This window comes from Deferrivibrio sp., from assembly GCF_055117995.1.
The window spans coordinates 45,448-70,322 of sequence record NZ_JBSQOT010000006.1; the positions used below are offsets into that span (position 1 = coordinate 45,448).

The 24,875-nt window shown below is 36.1% G+C and carries 25 protein-coding genes and 4 tRNA genes; 26 read left to right on the plus strand and 3 right to left on the minus strand.

The window, feature by feature from the left end; genetic code table 11:
* Positions 1-25: 25 nt before the first annotated feature.
* Complete coding sequence (locus ACTCAF_RS03180; RefSeq protein WP_463061852.1) at positions 26-1,720, minus strand: SulP family inorganic anion transporter; 1,695 nt, start codon at positions 1,718-1,720, stop codon at positions 26-28.
* 263 nt (positions 1,721-1,983) lie between these two features.
* Here ACTCAF_RS03180 and tig point away from each other — a divergent pair, with 263 nt between their 5' ends.
* From tig to copZ, 9 genes are all read left to right on the plus strand, one after another.
* Complete coding sequence (gene tig, locus ACTCAF_RS03185) at positions 1,984-3,330, plus strand: trigger factor (RefSeq protein WP_463061853.1); 1,347 nt, start codon at positions 1,984-1,986, stop codon at positions 3,328-3,330.
* Between the two features lie 22 nt (positions 3,331-3,352).
* Positions 3,353-3,940, plus strand: coding sequence for an ATP-dependent Clp endopeptidase proteolytic subunit ClpP (clpP, locus tag ACTCAF_RS03190; RefSeq protein WP_463061854.1), 588 nt, complete (start codon positions 3,353-3,355; stop codon positions 3,938-3,940).
* Positions 3,941-4,006: 66 nt separating this feature from the next.
* Positions 4,007-5,242, plus strand: coding sequence for an ATP-dependent Clp protease ATP-binding subunit ClpX (clpX, locus tag ACTCAF_RS03195; protein ID WP_463061855.1), 1,236 nt, complete (start codon positions 4,007-4,009; stop codon positions 5,240-5,242).
* A gap of 58 nt (positions 5,243-5,300) precedes the next feature.
* Complete coding sequence (gene lon / locus ACTCAF_RS03200) at positions 5,301-7,604, plus strand: endopeptidase La (protein WP_463061856.1); 2,304 nt, start codon at positions 5,301-5,303, stop codon at positions 7,602-7,604.
* Positions 7,605-7,609: 5 nt separating this feature from the next.
* On the plus strand, positions 7,610-7,837 hold the full coding sequence (gene rpsU / locus ACTCAF_RS03205; protein ID WP_242818939.1) for a 30S ribosomal protein S21: 228 nt from the start codon (positions 7,610-7,612) through the stop codon (positions 7,835-7,837).
* Positions 7,838-7,939: 102 nt separating this feature from the next.
* Positions 7,940-9,562 (plus strand): adenine deaminase, encoded by a 1,623-nt coding sequence (ade, locus tag ACTCAF_RS03210; protein ID WP_463061857.1) that lies wholly within the window; start codon positions 7,940-7,942, stop codon positions 9,560-9,562.
* 39 nt (positions 9,563-9,601) lie between these two features.
* Entirely contained in the window at positions 9,602-10,345 is a 744-nt protein-coding gene (locus ACTCAF_RS03215) for a sulfite exporter TauE/SafE family protein (protein WP_463061858.1), read from the plus strand.
* 89 nt (positions 10,346-10,434) lie between these two features.
* Entirely contained in the window at positions 10,435-12,768 is a 2,334-nt protein-coding gene (locus tag ACTCAF_RS03220; RefSeq protein WP_463061859.1) for a heavy metal translocating P-type ATPase, read from the plus strand.
* 12 nt (positions 12,769-12,780) lie between these two features.
* Positions 12,781-12,990 carry a copper chaperone CopZ gene (copZ, locus tag ACTCAF_RS03225; protein WP_463061860.1) on the plus strand — a complete coding sequence of 70 codons (210 nt, stop codon included), beginning with the start codon at positions 12,781-12,783 and terminating at the stop codon, positions 12,988-12,990.
* Positions 12,991-13,018: 28 nt separating this feature from the next.
* Here the strand turns inward: copZ and ACTCAF_RS03230 are convergent, their stop codons facing one another.
* Entirely contained in the window at positions 13,019-13,435 is a 417-nt protein-coding gene (locus tag ACTCAF_RS03230) for an HIT family protein (RefSeq protein WP_463061861.1), read from the minus strand.
* Between the two features lie 185 nt (positions 13,436-13,620).
* On the opposite strand from ACTCAF_RS03230, the gene ACTCAF_RS03235 reads away from it, so the two are divergent.
* From ACTCAF_RS03235 to ACTCAF_RS03290, 12 genes are read left to right on the plus strand one after another with little or no spacing between them, the layout of a single operon-like run.
* Positions 13,621-14,247, plus strand: a complete 627-nt coding sequence (locus tag ACTCAF_RS03235; RefSeq protein WP_463061862.1) for a pyrimidine 5'-nucleotidase — start codon at positions 13,621-13,623, stop codon at positions 14,245-14,247.
* Positions 14,237-14,803 carry a hypothetical protein gene (locus ACTCAF_RS03240; protein ID WP_463061863.1) on the plus strand — a complete coding sequence of 189 codons (567 nt, stop codon included), beginning with the start codon at positions 14,237-14,239 and terminating at the stop codon, positions 14,801-14,803. Before ACTCAF_RS03235 ends, ACTCAF_RS03240 begins: the two co-directional genes overlap by 11 nt.
* A complete protein-coding gene (locus ACTCAF_RS03245) occupies positions 14,800-15,165 on the plus strand; it encodes a response regulator transcription factor (RefSeq protein ID WP_463061864.1) in 366 nt (121 codons plus the stop codon). The genes ACTCAF_RS03240 and ACTCAF_RS03245 overlap by 4 nt, the downstream gene beginning before the upstream one ends.
* On the plus strand, positions 15,166-16,248 hold the full coding sequence (locus tag ACTCAF_RS03250) for an HDOD domain-containing protein (RefSeq protein WP_463061865.1): 1,083 nt from the start codon (positions 15,166-15,168) through the stop codon (positions 16,246-16,248).
* A gap of 2 nt (positions 16,249-16,250) precedes the next feature.
* Positions 16,251-17,804 carry a PP2C family protein-serine/threonine phosphatase gene (locus ACTCAF_RS03255; RefSeq protein ID WP_463061866.1) on the plus strand — a complete coding sequence of 518 codons (1,554 nt, stop codon included), beginning with the start codon at positions 16,251-16,253 and terminating at the stop codon, positions 17,802-17,804.
* Positions 17,805-17,821: 17 nt separating this feature from the next.
* Complete coding sequence (gene ubiE, locus ACTCAF_RS03260) at positions 17,822-18,502, plus strand: bifunctional demethylmenaquinone methyltransferase/2-methoxy-6-polyprenyl-1,4-benzoquinol methylase UbiE (RefSeq protein ID WP_463061867.1); 681 nt, start codon at positions 17,822-17,824, stop codon at positions 18,500-18,502.
* Positions 18,480-19,118 carry an endonuclease III gene (gene nth, locus ACTCAF_RS03265; protein WP_463061868.1) on the plus strand — a complete coding sequence of 213 codons (639 nt, stop codon included), beginning with the start codon at positions 18,480-18,482 and terminating at the stop codon, positions 19,116-19,118. The genes ubiE and nth overlap by 23 nt, the downstream gene beginning before the upstream one ends.
* Positions 19,119-19,670, plus strand: coding sequence for a DUF2179 domain-containing protein (locus ACTCAF_RS03270; RefSeq protein ID WP_463061869.1), 552 nt, complete (start codon positions 19,119-19,121; stop codon positions 19,668-19,670). It begins immediately after the preceding gene.
* A 2-nt stretch (positions 19,671-19,672) separates the two neighbouring features.
* Positions 19,673-20,836, plus strand: a complete 1,164-nt coding sequence (gene larC, locus ACTCAF_RS03275; protein WP_463061870.1) for a nickel pincer cofactor biosynthesis protein LarC — start codon at positions 19,673-19,675, stop codon at positions 20,834-20,836.
* Complete coding sequence (locus ACTCAF_RS03280; RefSeq protein ID WP_463061871.1) at positions 20,823-22,124, plus strand: CCA tRNA nucleotidyltransferase; 1,302 nt, start codon at positions 20,823-20,825, stop codon at positions 22,122-22,124. Before larC ends, ACTCAF_RS03280 begins: the two co-directional genes overlap by 14 nt.
* The gene (locus ACTCAF_RS03285) at positions 22,121-22,882 is read left to right on the plus strand and encodes a fumarylacetoacetate hydrolase family protein (RefSeq protein WP_463061872.1); all 762 of its coding nucleotides are present in this window, start codon (positions 22,121-22,123) and stop codon (positions 22,880-22,882) included. Before ACTCAF_RS03280 ends, ACTCAF_RS03285 begins: the two co-directional genes overlap by 4 nt.
* Positions 22,883-22,889: 7 nt before the next feature.
* Positions 22,890-23,114 carry a YkgJ family cysteine cluster protein gene (locus ACTCAF_RS03290; protein ID WP_463061873.1) on the plus strand — a complete coding sequence of 75 codons (225 nt, stop codon included), beginning with the start codon at positions 22,890-22,892 and terminating at the stop codon, positions 23,112-23,114.
* Here ACTCAF_RS03290 and ACTCAF_RS03295 read toward each other — a convergent pair whose 3' ends face one another.
* Positions 23,115-23,723 (minus strand): cyclic nucleotide-binding domain-containing protein, encoded by a 609-nt coding sequence (locus tag ACTCAF_RS03295; protein ID WP_463061878.1) that lies wholly within the window; start codon positions 23,721-23,723, stop codon positions 23,115-23,117.
* A gap of 164 nt (positions 23,724-23,887) precedes the next feature.
* On the opposite strand from ACTCAF_RS03295, the gene ACTCAF_RS03300 reads away from it, so the two are divergent.
* From ACTCAF_RS03300 to ACTCAF_RS03320, 5 genes are all read left to right on the plus strand, one after another.
* Positions 23,888-23,961, plus strand: a tRNA-Arg gene (locus ACTCAF_RS03300).
* Positions 23,962-23,972: 11 nt separating this feature from the next.
* Positions 23,973-24,045 (plus strand) — tRNA-His (locus ACTCAF_RS03305).
* Positions 24,046-24,059: 14 nt separating this feature from the next.
* A tRNA-Leu gene (locus ACTCAF_RS03310) sits at positions 24,060-24,141 on the plus strand.
* Between the two features lie 10 nt (positions 24,142-24,151).
* Positions 24,152-24,224 (plus strand) — tRNA-Gly (locus ACTCAF_RS03315).
* A gap of 132 nt (positions 24,225-24,356) precedes the next feature.
* On the plus strand, positions 24,357-24,875 hold a 519-nt coding region (locus ACTCAF_RS03320), incomplete at its 3' end, for an AAA family ATPase (RefSeq protein ID WP_463061874.1).

Consider the following 24,875-nt stretch of genomic DNA (forward strand, 5'->3'; position numbering starts at 1 on the left):
AAAGGGATGCAGCTGAAAGTTTTGACTATTTAAAAGTGTATTTTTTGGCTATTTCAATGGCTTTGTCAATATGGTCTACAATATTTTCATCACCTACAATCTTATTGATGCCTGCCTTTAAAAGTAGCTTTTTGACATATGGTGAAACTCCCGAAAGTATTACAGATGTGCCTTTTTTTTCAAAATCAGAGCAGATTTCTGTAAGGGCATGTATTCCTGTTGCGTCTATCATCGGTACATTTCTCATTCTCAGGATAAATACTTTTGGAGATTGCTCTAATGATGTAATGACCTGTTTGACTTTATCAGCCACGCCAAAAAAGAACGGCCCACTTAATTCATACACCTCAACACCTTCAGGAAATTTTTTGTTATATATAGCATCTTTGTCATCCATTTCGTCGTCCATCAAGTCTTCGGCTTTATCGAGTTGGATATTGATATCTTTTACTTCTGTAATAGATATCATACGTCTCATGAAAAGCAACACTGACAATAACATACCTACCTGAACTGCAACGTTGAGGTCTATTATGACGGTTAGTAGCAATGTAGCCAAAAATACGGTGATATCACTTTTTGGCGCTTTGAAAAGATTTTTTATATGTTCGATTTCACTCATATTGTATGCTACGACAATAAGAATTGCTCCAAGTGTTGCAAACGGGATTTTAATTATTATAGGAGCAAGCAGAAGCATAAACAAAAGAACCCAAATTGAATGAAAAATTCCGCTAAGCGGTGAGTAAGCGCCATTTTTTATATTTGTTGCTGTTCTTGCAATTGTACCTGTTGCAGGGATACCACCAAATAATGGGCTAAAAATATTTGCTACACCTTGCGCCAAAAGTTCCATATTTGATCTGTGCTTGTCCCCCGTCATACCGTCTGCCACTACTGCGCTTAACAATGATTCTACTGCACCCAGAACAGCTATGGTAATAGCATCTGGGATAAGTGCTTTTATCTTCTCAAGAGTAATTACTGGAATTGTAGGTGCAGGAAGAGTACTTGGTATTGTCCCGAACCTGTCCTGAATTGTTTCAATAGGCAATTTAAACAGATAAACAACCAAAATACCAAATACTACGGCAAGAAAAGGCCCTGGAATCTTTAGGGTGATTTTTTTTGAGTATATAATTATAATGATAGATATAAGCCCCACAATCGTGGAATAAATGTCTATCCGGCTTATATTTTCAAAATATAGAAGTAGCTTATCAAAGAATTCCGAAGGGACTTTTTTGATTCCCATGCCGAAGAAATCGTTCAATTGTGTAATGAAGATTATTATCGCAATTCCTGCGCTAAAACCTTTGGTTACAGGGTAAGGTATAAATTTGATAACAGTTCCAAGCTTAAGCAAACCCATTATTATAAGAATTACTCCCGCCATGAAACCTGCAATGAGAAGGCCATCTATCCCTTGCCTTTCGATAATACCATAGATGATAACGATAAAGGCTCCTGCCGGGCCACCAATCTGATATCTGCTTCCACCAAGAAATGAAATAAGAAAGCCTCCAATAATTGCTGTGTAAAGCCCTTTTTCGGGTGATGTTCCGCTTGCAATCGCAAACGCCATTGAGAGCGGGAGGGCAATAATTGCAACAATAAGACCGCTAACCAAGTCTGCAGTGAGGTTTTTGAATCCGTATCCATGTTTTAAGACGGAGAAAAATTTTGGTTTGAATTCTGAAAAGTATGAGTTTGCCTGCATAGACCAACTCCTGAGTTGGTGATTACATATATAAACCGACGGGATGCTCCGTTACTCCCAATTTTTTTGAATGTCAACTGGATTTTTAGTTTTTCAGATGAATTTTGGGCAAGTCGCTGTTGACAGGTATTTCAATTTTCTATATATGTTCTACTTTAGGCTTGAAATTATATGCAAATTGGTATTATAACAAACTTATGTATTGTCGGATTTGTCTTTTATGAATGCAATCAATAAAATGAAATATAAAAAAGGGGAAAAAGATGAAAGTTACTGTTAATGATGCAGAAAAATCACAAAAGGAATTGTCTGTTGAAATTCCATATGCAAAGTATGAAGAGCTTTTTGAGCAGGAGTACAACAAGATAAAACCAAATGTAAAAATTCCTGGGTTTAGACAGGGGAAAGCTCCTCGCGATTTAATAATCAAGGAATACAAGCACAGAATAAGTGTTAATGCACTTGAAAAGCTTGTTAATGATTCTGTTCAACAATCAATAATTTCAAACAACATCACTCCGTTAAATACGCCAAGTGTAAAGGATGTTAAGTTTGAAGAGGGTGAGCCTATTACCTTTAAAATCTATGTGGATGTTTATCCGGAAGTTAAGGTTGAAAAGTATAAGGGTTATGATTTTGTAAAAGAGATTGAAGAAGTCAAACAGGAAGATATAAATAATGTTCTTGAACAGATTAGACAAAAAAATACCTCTTTTGAGCCTGCAGAGGACGGTTATGCTATTCAGAATGGCGATATGGCAGTTATTGATTTTGTGGGCAAGGTTGACGGAGAAGTCTTTGCAGGTGGTTCAGCTACCGATCAGAGTATAGTTGTAGGGAGCAATACTTTTCTGAAAGATTTTGAAGATGGCGTGATTGGAATGAAAAAAGGGGAAACTAAGGCTGTTGATGTTCAGTTTCCTGACAATTATCATGAAAAGAGTCTGGCCGGGAAGGTTGCAACTTTTGATATAACAGTAAAAGAAGTTAAAAAGAAATCTGTACCTGAGATAAATGACGATTTTGCAAAAGATGTGGATGAGGATTGTGAGACTCTTGAAGATTTAAAAAAGAAGGTTGAAGAAGATTTGAAACAAGAAGTAGATATGATAGCAAAAGAAAAATTGTACGACGATATCTTAAAAAAACTTATTGAAGAAAATCCTTTCGAAATCCCTGAATCAATGGTTGAAGAACAGGCTTACAGACTGGCTGACCAGACACTGCAACAGTACCAATATATGTATGGAGTATCACCTGAGGCTCTTGGACTTGACCGCAAAAGTGTTGCAGAGTCAATGAAAGATAGAGCCGAATTTCAAATAAAAGGCGCATTAATTTTAAACAAAATCGCAGAAACAGAATCTATAAAAGTAGAAGAGGCTGACGTTGATGCCAAAATCAGGGAAGTCGCTGAAAAGATGAAAAAAGATTTTGAAGAGTACAAAAAAGAACTCGTGGGAAGAAAAGTGTTGTCAAACGTAGAAAATAATGTTTTGACAGAAAAAATATTCGATTTTCTTATTAAGGAAAATAAAGTGGAAGAAAAAATAGTCGATAGAAAGAAAGAAGCAGAAGAAAAATCTCAGAAGGAAGAAAGTGCTGAGTAATACTAAATTTTAAGGTGGTGCAATGAGCTTTTATATTCCTTATGTAATTGAACAAACTGGACGCGGGGAGAGAGCCTACGATATATATTCAAGGCTTTTGAAAGACAGAATCATTTTCCTTGGAACTCCAATCGATGACAGTGTTGCAAATGTAGTTATTGCGCAACTGTTGTTTCTTGAGGCTGAAGATCCTGATAGAGATATATATATTTATATCAACAGTCCCGGCGGTGTAATAACAAGCGGGCTTGCAATATATGATACCATAAGGTACATAAAGCCTGATGTTTCAACAATATGTCTTGGGCAGGCTGCCAGTATGGGTGCAGTGCTTCTTGCAGCAGGCACAAAAGGTAAAAGATTTGCTGTGCCAAATGCGAGGATAATGATTCATCAGCCACTTGGAGGTTTTCAGGGACAGGCAAAGGATATTGAGATTCAGGCAAAAGAAATACTCAGGTTGAAAAAGATACTCAATGAGATTCTGGCAGAGTCCACTGGCAAATCTATTGAGCAGATTGAACTTGACAGTGACAGGGACTTTTTTATGAGCAGCCTTGAAGCAAAGGAATATGGGCTGATAGATGAAGTAATAACAAAAAGGGGTTGAAAATAACTTTTCCAACTATATTTTTGAAATTTGAAATAAAGCCCTTTTTTGGTTTATGAGGTGAATATGAAAAAGAAAAAAGAGATGCTGTTTTGTTCATTTTGTGGGAAACAGCAGGATGAGGTAAAAAAACTGATTGCAGGTCCTGATGTATTTATCTGTGATGAATGTGTTGAACTGTGCAATGATATTCTAAGTGAAGAGGAGCTTGAGTCTGTTAACACTGGCGACATTAAACTATTGAAGCCTGAAGAGATAAAAAAACTTCTTGATGATTATGTTATTGGCCAGGATGAGGCCAAAAAGATATTAAGTGTGGCAGTTTATAATCATTATAAAAGGATTTTGTTTGCCAAAAAGTCAGAAGTTGAACTTGAGAAATCCAATATTCTTATGATTGGACCTACAGGGACGGGCAAAACGCTCCTTGCAAGAACCCTTGCAAGAATACTGAATGTACCTTTTGCTATTGCTGATGCTACAACACTTACAGAAGCAGGTTATGTAGGCGAAGATGTAGAGAATGTTGTATTGAAACTCCTTCAGGCGGCAGATTACGACGTCCAGAGAGCACAGAAGGGGATTATCTTTATAGATGAAATAGACAAAATATCAAGAAAGACGGACAGCCCCTCAATTACAAGAGATGTTAGCGGAGAGGGTGTTCAGCAGGCACTTTTAAAAATTATCGAAGGGACTGTTGCAAATGTTCCTCCTCAGGGGGGCAGAAAGCATCCAAACCAGGAATATATTCAGGTAGACACAACAAATATTCTTTTTATATGCGGCGGAGCGTTTGATAAGCTTGACAGCGTTATAAAAGAAAGACTTGGTAAAAAAGCGGTAGGTTTCAATTCAAAATCAGTAAATGTAAATCAGATGAAGTTTATGGAGCTTGCTAAAAATCTTCAACCTGAAGACCTTGTGAGATATGGGCTTATTCCTGAATTTGTAGGCAGGCTTCCTGTGGTAGCTGTACTTGACGACCTGACAGAAGATTCTCTTGTTAAAATTTTAAAAGAGCCAAAAAATGCCATTGTAAAGCAATATGAGGAATTTTTTAAATTTGACAATGTAAAACTTAGCTTTACGGACAGCGCACTTCGAGCTGTTGCCAAAAGGGCTATTGAGAGGAAAACAGGGGCAAGGGGACTTCGTTCAATTATGGAAGATATTATGATAGACATTATGTATGATATCCCTTCAATGAAAGGATTGAAAGAATGCGTCATAAATGAAGATGCAGTAAACAAGAAGGGGAAACCTATTTTAATATTTGAAAACGAAAAGGAATCTGCTTAAAAAGGCGCTTAAAGGCGCCTTTTTTTATCGACCTGTTTTAAGAAAGAAGGAGCAGAATATGGAACAATATGCTGTAATACCGTTAAGGGATATTGTCGTTTTCCCAACGATGATAACCCCTATTTTTGTTGGTAGAAAGAGATCACTTAATGCTGTTGAAATTGCCAATGATACTGATAAAAAAATATTTTTAACGCTGCAGAAAAATCCTGAAAGTGAAAATCCGAAAAAAGATGATATTCATCAGATAGGTGTCGTTGCCGAAATATTGCAAACCCTTAAACTTCCTGATGGAACAAATAAAGTTCTTGTTGAAGGGCTTTATAGAGCAAAAGTAGTTGATTATATAGAAGATACGGATTGCAACTATGTAACTGCCCAGAGGATTGATGATGTTGTAAAAGATGAGTCTGTCAATGATGTTTTGAGGGAAACATTGCTTAAAACATTTGGGGAATATGCAAGAAGATTTGGTAAGATTCCAAAGGAGTTGTTTGAGACTATTTCTCAGACAAAGGATATGACGAAACTTATTTACATGGTGGCTTCCAATGTTGCAACAAAAATAACTGAACTTCAGGAAGTGCTTGAGATAAGTGAGATTGATGGGAAAATAGAAAAACTTATTGAAATTATTGAAACCGAGATTGAAATTTCAAAGATTGATGAGCGGATAAAGCAACGAGTAAAAGCACAGATGACCAAAGCACAAAGAGAATATTATCTAAATGAACAGATAAAAGCAATAAACAAAGAGTTGGGAAGAGATGAAGATCTCAAGGCAGATTTGCAGGAAATAGAAGACAAAATTAAATCATTAAATCTAAATGAGCAGACAAGGGACAAGGCGCTAAAAGAGCTTAAAAAGTTGAAATCCATGCCGCCGATGAGCTCTGAGGCAACGGTAGTAAGAAATTATCTGGATTGGCTTATTTCTTTGCCATGGAATGAATACACGGAAGATAAACTTGATATAGATAATGCAGAAAAAATATTGGAAAGGGATCATTACGGTCTTGAAAAACCAAAGGAAAGGATTTTAGAGTTTCTTGCCGTAAAGAAATTATCAAATAATTTAAAGGGGCCGATTTTATGCTTTGTAGGACCTCCCGGGGTGGGAAAAACTTCACTTGCCAAATCTATTGCTGAGGCTATGGGAAGAAAATTTGTAAGGATGAGTCTCGGCGGAGTGAGGGACGAGGCAGAGATAAGAGGGCATAGAAGAACCTATATCGGCTCTATGCCAGGTAAAATTATTCAGTCAATGAAGAAAGCAGGAAGTATGAATCCTGTGTTTCTGCTTGACGAAATTGATAAAATAGGGGTTGATTTTAGAGGTGACCCTGCATCTGCTTTGCTGGAAACTCTTGATCCTGAACAAAATTCAACATTTATAGATCATTACCTGGAAGTAGAGTTTGACTTATCAAAGGTATTTTTCATAACAACGGCCAATAGTCTTGAAACTATTCCACATCCCCTTCTTGACAGGATGGAAGTAATAAGGGTATCAGGGTATACAGAAAAAGAAAAGCATTCCATTGCCAGAAAATTTCTTATTCCCAAACAGCTAAAAGAGCATGGCCTTTCAGATGAGCAGGTAAAGATTACAGATAGTGCCATTATAAGCATCATCAGGCATTATACAAGAGAAGCAGGTGTGAGAAATTTGCAAAGGGAAATTGGCTCAGTCATAAGAAAGGCAGCCAAAAAATTTGTATCGTCTGAAAAAATAAATAAGATTGAGATTTCCGGCAAAAATATTGAGAAGTATCTTGGTATAAAAAGGTACAGGCTTGAAGATTTTAAAGAAGAAAGAGGGGTGGGTGTTGCAACAGGACTTGCCTGGACACCATTTGGAGGAGAGATTCTTCAAACAGAGGTAGCCGTATTTGAAGGTACAGGTAAATTGATCATTACAGGCCACATTGGAGATGTAATGCAGGAGTCCGCCCAGATTGCATATTCGGTAGCAAAGAGCAGGGCTTCCAAATTTGGAATCCCGGGGTACATGTTTAAAGATTACGATATTCACCTGCATGTCCCTGAGGGCGCAGTGCCAAAGGATGGGCCTTCTGCAGGGATTACAATGGCAACAGCAATCATTTCTGCACTTTCTAAAAAAGAGGTAAATTTGCAGTTTGCAATGACAGGTGAGATTACATTAAGAGGTAAAGTACTTGCTGTCGGTGGTATCAAAGAGAAGGTATTGGCGGCCCACCGAAATGGAATCAGAGAAATCATATTACCAGCACAGAACAAAAAGGACTTGACAGAAATTCCTGATGATGTTAGAAGGGTGACTCAATTCTGCCTGGCTGAAACTATTGATGAAGTATTGGATAAAGTTATAATAAAATAAAAGGGGTGATTAGCTTGGCTACAAATGCTGTTGTTAAAGTTGAAGGCGATAATGTCGATTTTGCCATAAGACTTCTCAAGAAGAAAGTTGAAAGAGAAGGTCTTATCAGGGAAATCAAAAAACATGCTTACTATGAAAAGCCTACAGAAGTCAGAAGAAAAAAGATTCTCAAGGCTCGTCGTAAGCAGCAGAAACTTGTCAGAAAACTTCAAGAAAAGTACAAATACTATTAAAAAATCCGGCCACCTGGCCGGTTTTTTTTATATCTTTTTATATCAAATAACAGTTAAAAATCTATCGAAAATGTGCTAACATCTTAAAAAAGGTGGTTTGTTATGAAGATTTCAGGGAATATTGTAGATGTTGTAAACCGTAAAATATTTACCGGTATTATCCATGTAGAAGATGGAAAAATAAAGGACATTTCAGAAGAAAAGTTTGAGTCGGATAAATATATTATCCCGGGTTTTATAGATTCCCACGTGCATATAGAAAGCTCAATGCTGCTCCCTTATGAATTTGGGAGAATTGCTGCAACCCATGGAACGGTTTCATGCATCTGTGACCCCCATGAAATTGCAAATGTAATGGGGCTTAAGGGGGTGGAATTTATGATTGAGAATTCCAGACAATCCCCGATAAAAATATATTTTGGCGCGCCATCATGTGTGCCTGCAACAGGTTTTGAGACTGCCGGTGGTAAAATAGACATAAATGATATTCGGTATCTGTTTAAGCGGTATGGTCTGAAATGTTTAAGCGAAGTGATGAATGTGCCCGGTGTAATTTACAATGATCCTGATGTAGTTGAAAAAATTAACTTGGCAAAAAGTTTGGGCAGAAAAATTGATGGTCATGCACCGAGACTTACAGGGGAGAGTCTGAAAAAGTATGTGGATGCTGGTATTGGCACCGATCATGAGTGTACTGATATCAATGAGGCTATTGAAAAAATCAAACTTGGGATGAAGGTGCAGATTCGAAACGGTTCTGCTGCAAAGGACTTTGATGAGTTGTTTGAACTTATTGATATGTATCCCGAAAACTGCATGTTTTGCACCGATGATTTGCATCCTGACAATCTAGTAAATGGTCATATAAACCTCATTGTAAAAGAAGCTGTGTCAAGGGGTGCGGACTTGTTTAATGTATTGCAGATTGCCTGCGTGAATCCTGTAAGACACTACGGCCTTTGTACTGGAACATTACAGGTTGGGGATAATGCAGACTTTCTCATAGTTTCTGATCTTAAAAATTTCGAAGTATTAAGAACATATGTCAATGGGAAGGTTGTTGCCAAAAATGGGGTTGCTGATTGCAAGCATCAAGAGTTTGATAAGATAAATAACTTTGCAAAGTATATGGTGAGTGAATCTGAGTTTAAAGTCTATTCGGAGATACCAAAGGATGTAAATGTAATTGTTATAAATGATGGAAGTCTTGTCACAGAAAGAGAGAAGGTAAAATTAAGACCACAAAATGGCAATTTATCTGCGGATGTTGAAAATGATATTTTAAAGATTGCAGTGGTTAATCGTTATAAAAAGTCAAAACCATCAGTCGGATTTGTAAAAAATTTTGGTATAAAAAGAGGTGCTGTGGCATCAAGTGTGGCTCATGATTCACACAATATTGTAGCGGTAGGTTGCGATGATTTTAGTTTGTGCAGGGTTGTAAATATCGTTATGGAAAATGAAGGGGGGGTTGCTGTTGTTGACGGCGGCGAACAGTTAATTTTGCCCCTGCCGTTTGGGGGCATAATGAGTGGTGAAGAAGGATATCGTGTTTCAAATCAATACAGGCTTTTGGATGAAAAAGTTAAAAAAATGGGCAGCCCACTTATGTCCCCCTTTATGACTTTGTCATTTCTTGCTTTGCTGGTCATACCAAGTTTGAAGATAAGCGATAAGGGGCTTTTTGATTCAGAAGATTTTAAGTTTATTAGTGTATTGGAATAACAGGTGACAAGTGTGAAAAAATAGTGTAAATAGTTTTTTATGAAGGAAGTTTTACTTTTTTTAGTAGGGATTTTGACCGGTTTTGTGAATGTGATAGCAGGTGGAGGTTCATTTTTAACGATACCTCTACTAATATTTATGGGGCTTCCGCCTACAGTTGCAAATGGTACCAACAGGCTTGGTATCTTTCTTCAAAGTCTTTTTGCGGTTAGAAAATTTCACCAGTATGGCGTAATCCCGGTAAAATTTGCCATCTTTGTAGCAATTCCTGCTACTTTAGGAAGTTTACTTGGTGCATATTGGGCAACAATTATCAGTGAAACTTCATTTAAGAAATATCTTGCAATTTTGATGATTGTTATCACTTTGATAACACTTTACAATCCTCTTAATAAGTTAAAGACCAAACAGGACGAAGACTTCTCTTTAAGAAGAAAAATTGCAATTTTTATTGTATTTTTCATTATTGGAATTTATGGGGGATTTATCCAGGCTGGCGTTGGTTTTTTGATTCTTGCAGGAATGATGCTAACCGGTTATGACCTTGTCGCCGGTAATGCCGTAAAAACATTTGTAATACTCATATTTACCCTTTTTGCCCTTGTCATTTTCATTGCAAATTCAAAGGTTAATTTTACGCTTGGACTGATTCTTGGTGCTGGCAGCATCATAGGGGCAATTCTTGGCACTACCGTAAGTGTTAAAAAAGGCAATAAGTTTATTCAATATTTTGTAACAGTCTGTATTTTTATTTTTTCCGTAAAACTTCTCTTTTTCAAATAAAATTCAATTTACATTTTTGAAGGAATTTTTGTCTTGAATAAATTTCCGTTTTGTTTATATATACCCCTATAGGGTATAGGAGATTATGTATGAATTATATTTTATCCGTAAAAGGTATGACTTGCGCTGCCTGTGCAAGACGAATAGATGTCAGCCTCAATAAGATTGAAGGCGTTAAAAATGTATCGGTTAACCTTGTGGCGGAAAAGGTTACTTTTGAGTCAAACAAAAATGGGATTCTTGATGAAGTTATATCAAAAATAGAGGGGCTTGGCTACGAGGTTGAAAGGGAAAGGGTTGATTTCATGATTGACGGTATGACCTGTGCAGCTTGTTCAAGCAGGATAGAAAAGCAGGTTGCTAAGATGAATGGAGTTTTAAGCTCGACAGTGAATCTTACTACGGGCAAAGGTACGTTTTATATTGCAAAAGGGATGATTTCAGAAAAGGACATAAAAGATAAAATTGAAAGCCTTGGCTACCAGCCCAGAGCATTAAAAAATGAAATATTGGCTGAAAGTGACAAAGCGATAGTTGAGAAAAAAATCAAACTGTTGCTTTCAATTTTTGTGTCTTTACCATTGTTGTTTTCAATGTTTGATATGATTTTTGATATATACATAATACCTGATTTTCTTTCTAACAAATATGTCCAACTTGCCCTTGGCAGCATTGTTCAGTTTTATTGTGGATTTCAGTTTTATAAAGGTGCATATGCAAATTTGAGACATTTTAGTGCAAATATGGATGTCCTTGTCGCTCTTGGAACATCTGCAGCGTATTTTTTTAGTGTTTACAATATGTTTTCGGGAGGACATCTGTACTTTGAGACTTCTGCAATTCTTATCACTCTTATACTTCTTGGAAAATACCTTGAGGAAAGAGCTAAAGGCAAAACCAAAGAAGCAATTTCAAAACTTATGGACCTTACCCCCAAAAAGGCAAGGGTCGTCAGAGATGGTGTTGAGTTGGATATCCCCACTGAAGAGGTTAAGGTGGGTGATATTGTTATAGTAAGACCAGGTGAAAAACTGCCTGTTGATGGTGTCATTGTGGAAGGGCAGACATACATTGATGAATCTATGCTCACCGGGGAAAGTGCTCCTGTGAAAAAAGGTGTTGAAGATGAAGTAATAGGCGCGACAATAAATAAAAACAATACATTCAAATACAAGGCGACAAAAGTAGGCCAGGATACAATGCTTTCTCAGATAGTTAAAATTATTGAAGAAGCACAGGGCTCTAAAGCTCCAATCCAGCGATTTGCTGACGTTATATCAGGTTATTTTGTCCCTGTTGTTATAGTTATATCAATTTTAACATTTATCTACTGGTATTTATTGGGAAGTCAGCACGATATAAATATAAGTATAATTAATATGGTGGCAGTGCTTGTCATAGCTTGTCCATGTGCCCTTGGGCTTGCAACACCCACTTCAATAATGGTGGCAACGGGGAAGGCGGCAGAAAACGGTATTTTGTTTAAGGGAGGGGAATATCTTGAAAAGCTGCACAAAGTGACAGCGGTGGTCTTTGATAAAACAGGAACAATTACCATAGGAAAACCGGTGGTCAGTGAAATTGTTGGAGAAAATAAAAATCTCATTTTAAAATATGCCGCATCGATTGAGAAATATTCCGAACATCCTATAGCAGAAGCAATAGTTTCTTCTTATAAAAATGATTTCTTTGATGTCAAAAATGTGGAAGCAATCCCTGGAAAAGGTATCATTGGTGAAATCGATGGCAAAAAGGTATTGGCAGGTTCAAAAAGATTTATAGAGGAGCACCTGAAATTGGATTCAGATGAATACAAAATTTCAGGAACAATCGTTTATGTTGCATATGATGGTAAACTTCTCGGAAAAATCTCTGTAAAAGATGATCTCAAACCAGGTTCAATTGAGGGGATAAAATTATTGAAGAGTAAAGGCTTAAAATTGTTTATGCTTACAGGAGATAACCTTCAAACTGCACATGAAATTGCAAAAAGTGCCGGAATTGAAAATGTTATAGCGGAGGTACTTCCCCACGAGAAATCGGATAAAATCAAAGAACTAAGAGATTCGGGAGAAATTGTGGCAATGGTTGGTGATGGAATAAACGATGCGCCGGCTCTTGCTGTTGCTGATATTGGGATTGCAATAGGCACAGGAACGGATATAGCCATAGAAGCAGCTGATGTAACGCTGGTAAAAGGGGATATTGTATCGGTGGCAAAGAGTATAGATTTAAGTCATGCAACAATGAAAAATATCAGGCAAAATCTATTCTGGGCACTTATTTACAACATTATCGGAATACCTGTGGCAGCATCAGGCTATTTGAATCCTATAATTGCAGGTGCTGCAATGGCTTTTAGTTCGGTTTCTGTTGTTAGCAATGCACTAAGATTAAAAAGGTGGAAGTTTAACAAATCATAAGGAGGAAAATTTATGAAAGAAGTAAAGCTGACTGTTAATGGTATGAGTTGCCATCATTGCAAGAATGCTGTGGAATCATCGTTAAAGAAGCTTCAGGGTGTGGAAAACGCCGAGGTAAATCTTGCGGAAAAGAGTGTTAAGGTGATTTTTGACGAGGCAAAGGTTAATCTTGAAAAGATTTATAATGAAATTGAGGAAGCAGGTTACGAGCCTGTAAAGTAAGAATTAAAAAAGCGGGGATATCCCCGCTTTATCTATTTAGGATATCCGCTACCTTTTTTGCCCAAAGGCACATATCTTCCTGAGAAGCATAAGCTCTATGTTTTACCCCAAAACTTATTCCGTCCTCCTTGAATCTCGGTATAATGTGAATATGGGAATGGAATACTTCCTGTCCACCTGCCTCTTCAATGTTTTGAATAATATTAAAGCCATCGCATTTATATGCAAGTTTCATTGCATTTGTGATTTTTTTTAAGGTAGGGTAAACTTTGTCTGCAATATCATCCGGAGCATCAAGGACATTTACAAAATGCTTTTTGGGAATAAGTAATGTGTGACCTAAGTTTACCGGTCTTATATCAAGGATGGCCACAAAATAATCGTCCTCGTAAACTTTGCTACATGGAAGTTTACCTTTTATTAAGTTGCAAAAAATACAGTCCATCTTTTCCTCCTGTGCTTTATATCTTTATTTTTGATATAAATTATTATAGTATATTTTAGCAAATTTACAACACAAGTCGTCCGTCGGTAAATGGGTTAATAGGTGAGTTACTTTGTTTGCAAGGCCTATCCTGTTATGGTCTAAGGTAATTCACCAAAAAATTAAGTTTTTTAAAAGAGGCAATGTTGAAAAATTATATTTTTGACCTGGATAACACTCTATACAGTCCGGAAAAAGATGTGTTGAAAGAGATTGACAGACGCATAAATATTTTTATGCACAGTAAGCTTAATCTAAAGAATGTAAATGAACTTAGAAAATATTATCGGGATAACTACGGGACTACCCTGTTGGGATTAATGAAGCATCATGGAACAAACCCTCGTGATTATCTGGATTTTGTCCACGATATTGAGTATGAAAAACTTCTCGATAAAGACGAAAATCTGATATCTGTACTTGGCAGCATTGAAGGTAAAAAGATTATTTTTACAAACGGCTCGTACATGCATGCAGTAAACACTCTTACCTGTTTAGGTGTTATTGATATGTTTGACAATATCTTTTCCATTGAAAACTATATTGAATATCCCAAACCTTTTGAGCCGTCATACGACAAAGTCATCAAAGCCTTACAGATTTTGCCCGAAGAAAGTTTGTACTTTGAAGACTCAAAAAGAAACTTAAACGCAGCAAAAAAGTTTAATTTTAAGACTGCGCTTGTTTGGGACAGGGATGAAGATTTTGATTATTCTTTTGATACAATATATGATATAATTCAACTAAAAGATGCAGAGGTGAATGTTGGATAAAACAACAAAAGACTTATACAGCTTTTTTTCGCACAATATCAGAACGTTCAATGCTGAGATTGTAACCACAATCGAATGTTTGAAGGTGGGTTTTATTGATAAGGATAGCGAAGAGTTTGATACTGTGTATGAGGCTTCATATCTTCTTGATCTATATGATTCGTGTTTGAGTATAATACTTGATTATTTAGATGGAGCAAAAATAGAAAAAAAGAGTGAAGAAGTTGATATTGTAAGGATTACGGAAGAATTTTTGGAGTCCATAAAAGGATATTTAACTGCAAGTGGTCTTAATATTGTGAAAAACTTTAATGATGAAATATGGTATACTGACAGTTATATATTTAAAAATATTTATAAAATTGTTCTTTATGAGTTTATCAAAACAGCGTCAAAGGGGATTAGTTTTAATATTGCAGGTGCGATTGAAATAGAAGCTGATGAGATTATTGGTGCGTTGCCTGATATCTTTAAGACGTTTCAGGAGATATTTGATAAAATCGGGTTTAAACTGAAGTTTGATAACAAGAAAATTGTTCTGGAGTATCTTTCATGAGAGTACTTATCGCAGATGATGAACTACGACTTAGAAAAGTAGTTGCTTTGCACTTAAAAAAAAGCGGCCTTGATGTTATCGAGGTTTCAAACGGTAGGCAGGCCATAGAAAAGGCAAAAGAATGCAAACCTGATGTTATAGTCCTTGATGTTATGATGCCTGAAATGAACGGGCTTGAAGCGTTGAGTCATATCAAGTCTGACAATATGTTAAAAAATATCCCGGTGATAATGCTCTCTGCAAAGGCAACAGGAGAAGATATTGAAAAGGGCATGGCTTTAGGGGCTGCATGCTATTTGACAAAACCTTTCAGCCCAAAACAGTTGCTGGATGAAATAAACAAACTGGGTGTAAAACTGTAAATGACCAAATTATATTTTCATGGCAGCAAAAATACATTTTCAAAAATTGCAAAAGAATTAAGCGGTCACTTTGAATTTACGGCTGATTACAATTCCTCTGATATAGTGCTGGTTGAAATGCTTGGTGAATCTGAAGCTGCTCAGCTTGACAAATTTAGTGGTAAGAGGGTATTTGCAATTTTTGATAGGCCTGACAGGAATCTCATTTCGGAAGTTAAAAAACATAAAATAGCTGGGATTTTAACAGCGCCTTTAAGTAAAGAAGTTTTACTGGGAAAATTGAAAAATCAGGCGGCTTCATCTGATTTGCAGGATGTAGTAAAATATGAAACACTTAAGGCCAAGATTATTGCTAAGGCTGAAAGTATTCCGCCGCTTCCTAAAATTGCAAGGGAACTTATCTTATTGTCTTCAAAAGAAAATGTTGAGATGGGGGATGTCATAGAGAAAATAAAGTCGGATCAGGGGATTGCTTCCAAACTTCTTAAAATAATCAATTCTCCATTTTATGGGATGAGAAAAGAGATAACAAGTATAGAAAGAGCAGCTCTTCTTTTAGGGCTTCAAACAGTTAAAAATATTGCAATTTCTCTGTCAACTGCGGACTTTTTCAATAAAAACTTTACACTTTATGGCACAACCGGGAAAAAACTTTGGGAGCACTCGTTTATTGTAGCAAGGTTATGTGAAGAAATGGCGCATTTTTCAAACCTTAATCCTGATACGGAAGCACTATACCTTGCAGGGCTATGCCACGATATAGGTAAAGTAATACTAATAGACTTTCTTTATGAAAATGTCAGTATTCCCGCTGACGAGTCAAGACAGCTTGGGCTAAATCATATAGATGTTGCAGAGATAGTCCTGAAAAAATGGAATATTGCCGGAAAAATTATAGAGTGGGTAAAAAATCATCATGAATTTAACCCTGATGTGGGCAGTTCAATATTATATTTTGCCAATATGCTTGCAAATGAGCCGGATTGTATTCAGGAGATTTTGCCTGAGCTTGCGGTTATTGCAGGAATTGACAAAGAGAGGTTTGGCAGTAAGATTGCCCAAATTTTAGGTGAGGATGTTTAGCTTTGTTTTACAGTGATTTTGCAAAAATCTTGACGAGCGCAACAATTGATTCATTTTTTGGACATTTGTTTAATCTTATTAAATCATCTGAATGTAAAAAGTATGCCGTTTTAAGATTTGACGGCAGTACGGTTGCAGATGTTGTTATCCAAAAAGGTTTTCATGAAAATTTCTTTATGGATATTTCTGATTTGAATTTTGAACAAAAGCCTTTTAATGAAAATATCTTAATAAATTTTTTCGGTGAAGAGATTAAGGTAGAGCTTGCTTTATATATTTATCACAACAGCTCACTTTTTGCTGCTGTGCTTCTCAATTCAATTAATCCCCTGTACCGTGATTTTCTTAAGGAGAATGCAGATGCACTATCTTTGAGATATTTTGAAATACTTGTCAAAGATAAGCGTACGGAAGTTTATGTGGAGTATCAAAAGAAGATAGATTTTATAAAAGTTGTAAGCAATATTTTCAGGAATTTGTCTGTTAATGAGCTTTTGACAGCAGGCGTAGGGCTTTTTTCAGATGTCTTTGCTGCACAGGCAAGCTGTGTAATTTACGAGGGGAAGTTTATCCCTATAGGAGTAAGTCAGGAAGATCTTCAAGAGATAACAGTAGATGGTGCACCCCTTATCCGGAAGATAACCCAGATGCAAAGCACTTACTTTATAAAGGAAAAAATAGAATCGGTAAAATATAATATAGAAAATATATTTTTTATATTTGAGCCAAAATATAAAATGAGGGTTGTTTTATTTAACATCAGTGTTGATTTTGCACCGGATGTGGAATTTTCTCAGATTGTAACTTCAATTTTGACAATTGCGCTGGAAAATGCCTTTGCCCATGAAAAAATGGTTGAGTTAAAAGTGCATGAATCTGAGATGCAAAAAACCGCTCAAATATTGAATATGTTTGTAAATAAAGAGATATATGTAGACTCAGAAATCAAAGGGTATGGTGTAAGTATTCCTGCGAAAGTGGCAGGTGGCGACTTTTTATATTTTGTTGAAAATGATAACGAATTCTTTGTCTGTATAGCCGATGTGTGCGGTAAAGGATATTCTGCTGCGGTATTGACGGTTGTGATGAGTACCTTTGCTGAAATGCAGAAACACAATGATAAATTTGATATCTTATTGCTGGCAAAAACACTTTCAGGGTTTCTTATAAGCAAAAATCTTGAAGGAAGGTTTGTTACCGCTTTTATTGGAGTTATAGATAAAGAGAGTTTAAATATTAAATATATTTCCCTTGGGCACGAGCCTGTTTATATGATCAGCAATGATGAAATTAATGAATTGGATTCAAATTATCTCCCCATTGGTATCATTGATGAGGAATATGAAATTCGCGAAGCAGCCCTTCAAAGGGGTGATTACCTGTTTTTGTTTACTGACGGGATAGTTGAATATATTGATTACGACAAGCTAAAATCTAAAATTCTTGAAATAAAACATACAAAACTTGAAGATTTTGTCAAATCGCTATATAAATTTTGTGTTACAGATGAAAAAAATCAAAAAGATGATTTTACCTGTGCAATTTTAAAAATCTGAAAATAAAGGGTGATATTTTGGAAGATAAATCAAAGCAGATACAATCTATGTTTGACAATATTGCGGGGAAATATGACCTTCTTAACAGGCTATTGAGCTTTAGAAGGGACGTGGCATGGCGCAAGAAGGCTATTTCGAAAATGGATATTACAAACAAAATGCTTGTACTTGACCTTGCCTGTGGCACGGGGGATATGATTTTGGAGCTTAAAAATCAGGTCAATGGTGCAAGGGTTATAGGAGCTGATTTCAGTATGAATATGCTTACTGTTGCAAGAAGAAAAGGGATAAATGAACCATTGCTTGCAGCAGATGCCCATTATTTGCCATTCAAAGAAAACTCTTTTGATAGAATTATGATAGCATTTGGGTTTAGAAATGTTGTGGACAAACAGTTAGGGTTAAGAAACCTTTATAGGATTTTAAAGCCGGGTGGAAGGCTCTGCATACTTGAATTTTCACAGCCAGAAGGAATCTTTTTTTCAAAAATCTACCGAATTTATTTCACAAAACTTCTCCCCTTTATAGGTGGGGTTATCTCAGGGAATAAAAATGCATACACCTATCTGCCTGATTCGGTTTATAAATTTCCCAAAAAGGACATTTACAAAGAGATGATTTTGTCTGCAGGGTTTAAAAAAGTTGAATTTAACCCTTTGACTTTTGGTATATGTGATGCAACAATCTGTTATAAATAAGGCGAGTAAGTTTCTTGAAGTTCTCGACAGAAAATACCCTGATGCAACGTGTTCATTGCGTTACAATTCTGCATTTGAGCTTCTTGTGGCTACAATTTTGAGTGCGCAATGTACAGATGAAAGGGTAAATAAGGTGACAAAAGTGCTTTTTGAAAGATATAAAACTGTTCAGGATTTTGCCAACATTGATATAGACGAGTTGAGAAACATTATTAAACCCACTGGCTTTTACAATAATAAGGCTGCCAACATAAAAAATATTGCCTTAACACTGTTAAATGAATATGATGGCAGGATACCGGAAAATATTGACGAGTTGACAAAACTTCCGGGAGTTGGCAGGAAGACCGCCAATGTGATATTGGGAAATTGTTTTACACCTCAGGGTATTGTTGTGGATACACATGTAAAAAGGGTGTGCAGAAGAATCGGGCTGACAAAAAATGAAACCCCCGAAAAGATTGAGCAGGATTTACTTAAGCTTATTCCGAAGGATAAATGGAATAGGTTCTCGCACCAGACAATTCTTTTCGGCAGGAATATTTGTACAGCAAGGAAACCCAAATGTGAAATTTGTGAAATGGCAACTTTATGTCATTTCTACAGAGGAGCTTAGATGGAAATATTGCTTAATTTTTTATTTATTTTCTTTTCAAGGATAGTGGATGTAAGTCTTGGTACCATTAGAATTATACTTGTTTCCAAAGGGATGCGAACACAGGCCAGCATATTGGGTTTTTTTGAAGTGCTTATATGGATTATTGTGGTGGCGCAGGTGATAAAATATGTCTCAAGTCCAATATATTATGTAGCATTTGCTGCAGGTTTTGCAAGCGGCAATTATATCGGTATGCTACTTGAGCAAAAAATTGCACTTGGAGATGTCCTGATTAGGGTTATAACAAGAGTTGAAGCTGACAAGCTGGTTGAAGCCTTAAGAAAAGAAAATTTTATAATTACGGCATTGGATGGAGAAGGGAAAGATGGTTCTGTGAAGGTGATTTTTGGTGTGATTAAAAGAAAAAGTGCAAAGAAATTTATACAGATTGTCAATAAATATAACCCAAATGCATTTTATTCTGTTGAAAATGTTTCAGAAGTCAGTAAATATGAGAACGATCCGTTGTTGAACAGAAAGTTTTATTTTGGCAATTTTAAGAGGAAGTAGTTATGTTTTATCTTGATATGGTAGGTGGAATTGCAGGCGATATGTTTTTATCGCTTATGTCTCAAGCGTATGGCAGACTTGATGAATTTTGCGATGATATCTCTGATTTACTAAAAACAAAAGTTGAACTGTTTTATGAAGATGTTTTTGTAAACGGGATTTTATGCAAAAGACTTAAAATAAAAATAGATAAGGAGCCTCACATCCACAGGACGTTTAGAGATATTAAAAGTCTTATAAACAGTTCTGGTCTGGAAGTGCATATCAAACGTGATGCAGAAGAAATTTTCAAAATTATAGCAAAGGCAGAAGGGAAGATACACGGTAAAAATATCGAGGATGTGCACTTTCATGAAGTGGGAGCAGTCGATTCTATTATAGATATTGTGGGTGCAGCCTGGTATTTTAATAAACTTGGCAGACCTGAACTTATTGCTTCATGTTTGAAATTTGGCAGTGGCATTATAAAATCTGCACACGGTCTTATCCCTGTGCCGGCTCCTGCAACATTGGAAATATCAAAAGGTATGGCCTTTGAAAGAAAAGATATCAAAGAGGAGCTTACCTCGCCTACTGGCGCTGCGGTTATAAAATATTTTTCACTAAGGCAGGCCGATAAGATAAAAGGGGCTGTCAAAGAAATATATTATGCTACCGGAAGCAAATCTTTTAAGAATTTACCTAATATTACCAGGCTATTGAATGTTAGTGATTTGGCAAGCTCAGACGATGTGGCAGTGATTGAATCAAATATCGATGATATGCCTTCCGAGTTTTTTGATAGTGTTATGAAAAAGTTGTTTAACTCTGGGGCTAAAGATGTGTTTTTCACCCCAATATACATGAAGAAAAACAGACCTGCTCATAAAATCACTGTTCTTTCCTCAAGAGAAAAAATAAATCAGCTTAGTGAAATTTTGATAAAACATACTTCCACATTTGGTGTCAGGTACTACTATGTTGAAAGGGTGACTGTTGAAAGAGATATAAAGACTATCTTCTACAAAGGGGAAAAAATAAGGGTAAAGTACGGGAAATTTAACGATTTTGTAAAATTTAGTCCGGAATATGATGATGTTGTAAGTGCTTCTGAAAAGCTTAAAGAGCCTGCCTATGAAATTTACAAGAAAATAATAAAAGAGGCTTATAAAATTGAATGTAACTGATGTTCCATATTTCAGCAAGCTTTTAGAAATAGAAAAAAAAAGAAGGCTAAAGATATTTTTAGTAGGCGGTACAGTAAGGGACATTATCCTTAAAAGAGAGATAAAAGACCTTGATATTGTGGTTTTTGGTGAAGATTATGAAGTATTCGCCTATAAATTTGCAGAAGAAATAAAAGGAACACCGATAAAATTTAAAGATAATGTCAGAGTTGTCAAAGATGGTTTTGTTGTTGATATTTCCAAAACAAGAGGTGGGTCGCTACAAGAAGATTTGCAAAAGCGTGATTTTACCATCAATAACCTTGCAATGAATCTTCAAGGGGAAATGTTTGGTGACAAATCGGATTTAAGCAAAAGGATAATAAGGGCCATATCTGAAAACAATATTGCAGAAGATCCTCTGAGGGTATTAAGAGCATTCAGATTTGCCAGTGAGCTTGGTTTTGAAATATCAGATGATACTTTTAATATTATTAAAAAGCATAAGGATAAACTTTTATCTGTTGCTTTTGAGAGAATCTATGCAGAGATTAAAAAGACTGTTTTAGGGGAATTTTTTATAGATGTGTTTGAAGTGATGTGGGCTGAAGGCATCTGGGATGTTTTGATTCCGGAGTTAAATACATTAAAGGGGAAAGATAAAGGGATTTACCATAGCCATGACCCTTATGAACACACATTTTGCGCTGCCAAAAATACTTATAAATATGCAAAAGAATATGGCTTTTTTGAAGAGGATTTGTTTGTAATTTTTATTGCTGCAATTTTGCATGATATAGGTAAAGGAGCACCTGAGTACGCAAATTCAGGGGGAAAGTATATTGGGCATGAGATTAAAGGTGCCGGAATATCCCAAAATATATTGAGAAGATTGTGTTTTTCTTCCAAAGAGATAAGTTTAATAAAAAAAGTTATAGAGCTTCATACTATTGTAAGGATTTATGCTACTTCTAATGCCAGGAAAAGGACTTTACTCAAATTTATATTTGATTACAGAGAAATTCTTGATTTTTTGTTTGTTATATCCCTGGGGGATAACTACTGCAAGCCTTCAGCCTTAAGTAAGGTACAGGATATGGTTTCAAAAATAAAGGAGTTAAAGTCTAAAATAGATTTTGACAAATCTGAAATCATTACTGGCAAAGACCTTATAGAATATGGTTTTACCCCTTCTGAAAATTTTGGAAAAATTTTAAGGGATATAAGGTTCAGACTTGCAATCGGCGAAATAAAAGATAAAAGTGAGGCGGTGAAATACATAACTTCAAACTACAAGGGGGCTGTATGAAACTATTGCGTTTTGCAAAAGATAAGTTTGAGATGAAAGGTATTTACGAGGATGGAAAAATCAGAAGGGTGATAGGTTCATTTTTTGATAATTTTACTGTTACTGATGAAGTTTACAGTGAAGAAGAGATAGTTTTTTTGCCGCCTGTTATCCCTTCAAAATTTGTCTGTGTAGGAAGAAATTATGCAGAGCATGCAAAAGAACTTGGCAATGAAGTCCCTACGGAACCTTTGATATTTTTAAAACCTTCTACTGCAGCCAATGCTCATAAAGGTGAAATATTTTATCCTCCTATGTCTTCCAAGGTAGATCATGAGGCTGAGCTTGCAGTTGTTATTAGCAAAAAGTGCAGCAGAGTTGATGAACAGGATGCATTAAAATATGTGCTTGGTTACACTTGTTTAAATGATGTTACTGCAAGGGATATACAAAAAAAAGAGAATAAATTCACAAGGGCAAAATCTTTTGACAGTTTTGCTCCGTTTGGCCCTTTTATTGAGACTGAATTTGACTACGAAAATGTTGGTGTAAGGTGTTTTGTTAATGGAGAAGTTCGTCAGGACGGGAATACCAGAGATATGATATTTAAAATTCCATTTTTGATTTCATTTATTTCCAATGTAATGACACTGTTACCCGGAGATGTCATCGCCACAGGTACGCCTTCCGGAGTGGGTGGACTTAATATTGGTGATACTGTTGAGGTTGAGATTGATGGCCTTGGAAAGCTTGTAAATTATGTCAAACCAAGAGATTAAATGCTTTATGTGCGGTGCCTGCTGTGTGGCTTACGATATTTCAACACTAAAAAAGCCTGCAGGCACCCCCTGTAAATTTTTATGTAAAGACGGCAAATGTGGGAATTATGAAAATAGACCTCAGGTGTGTAGAAGTTTTAAACCTGACGAAATATGTGTATTGATATCGACGCTTGATTTTAATGATAAGGTCAAGGTGATAAAAAAGATTTACGGAATAAGTGAAGACTGACTAAATTTTTTTGTAAAGGAAATTTCTTAAAAATACAAACAGTTTGTTTTTGTCAATCTTAAATGTGACTTTGGGTAGATTGTCGGTATCAAAATTATAAATTGCTTCATTTTTTTCAAGTATAAAAAGGGTTTTAAGTACTTCCGGCTGAATGAGCCCTGTACTTTCTGATAATTTTAGTATGTCGAGAGATGCAAAATCGGTATTTTTATTTATAAAGTTATCCAAAATATAAAATGAGATTGAGGATACAAATTTATATTCCATAACATTTACATATTTTTTGTTGATATCATTTAGCCTGTCAATCAGGCTGCTCATTACTGAAAAATTGAACTTTGGTATTTTGGATGCAGCCTGTAAAAATGCATTTTTGGGGAAAGCCATCACTTCAACATCTGTTTTTGCTCTTACAGATGCAGACCTTTTATCTTCAAGGAAGACAGCCATTTCTCCAAAAATATTGATGTCACTGATAGTGTTTATAATATTCAAAGAGCCTGATTCATCCATTTTCAGGACTTCGAGTATGCCTTTAATCAAAATATATACATTTTCCGCCGTGTCATCTTCTTTGAAAATAAATTCGCCTGATTTAAAATTTTGAATATTTCCTACTTTTTTTTTAAAACATTCAAAATACTATCATCGATCTTAATATTTTTCATTCCAGCTCCTCATAAAATAATAGCATATAAATTAAAATTTTACAGAAAAAATGTTGACTTTTTTAAACCCTTTTGATAATGGTATCAGTCCTGAATGACAGTAGTGCGCCCGTAGCTCAGCTGGATAGAGCAACGGACTTCTAATCCGTAGGTCAGAGGTTCGAATCCTCTCGGGCGCGTTTTTTTTATGGTGGGTGTAGCTCAGTTGGTAGAGCCCCGGATTGTGGCTCCGGTTGTCGCGGGTTCAAGTCCCGTCACTCACCCTTTTTTTGCTTATGCGAGTGTGGCGGAACTGGTAGACGCGCTAGACTTAGGATCTAGTGTCTTTCGGCGTGGGGGTTCAAGTCCCTCCACTCGCATATTTTAGTTGCGGGTGTAGCTCAGTTGGTAGAGCGCGACCTTGCCAAGGTTGAGGTCGCCGGTTCGAGTCCGGTCACCCGCTTATTTTTTGTATTTCATACACTTCCATACTCAGAAATAAAAGAAATAAATGTCTGTCTTTTTAATTTTTATTTTATGCCTATATTTAAACATTCCCCTTGCAAACAGCATATTTCAAAAGTAAAATATTCATATGAAAAAGCTGCCGATAGGGATTCAGACATTTGATAAGATAATCGAAGGTGACTACATTTACGTCGATAAGACAGAGTATGCCTATAACCTGATAAATGACTATACATACATTTTTTTATCCCGCCCGAGGCGTTTTGGTAAGTCGCTGTTTCTTGACACATTGAAGGCAATCTTTGAGGGGAGAAAAGAGCTCTTTGAAGGGCTTTATATCTATGACAAATGGGACTGGAGCAAAAAATATCCTGTCATCAAGATAAGCTGGGCTGGAAATTTCCAGACCCTTGATTCTCTTCAAAAAGTTGCCCTTGATGTTTTTAAATTTAATCAGGAGATTTTAGGTATAAAATGCGATAGTTTTGATGATGTGGGCAGTTGCTTCCGTGATTTGATTCATAAATCTTACAAGAAGTACAACGAGAAGGTAGTAATTTTGATAGATGAATACGACAAGCCAATTCTTGATGTTATAGAAAATATTGAGCAGGCAAAGATAAACAGGGAGTTTATAAAGGGGCTG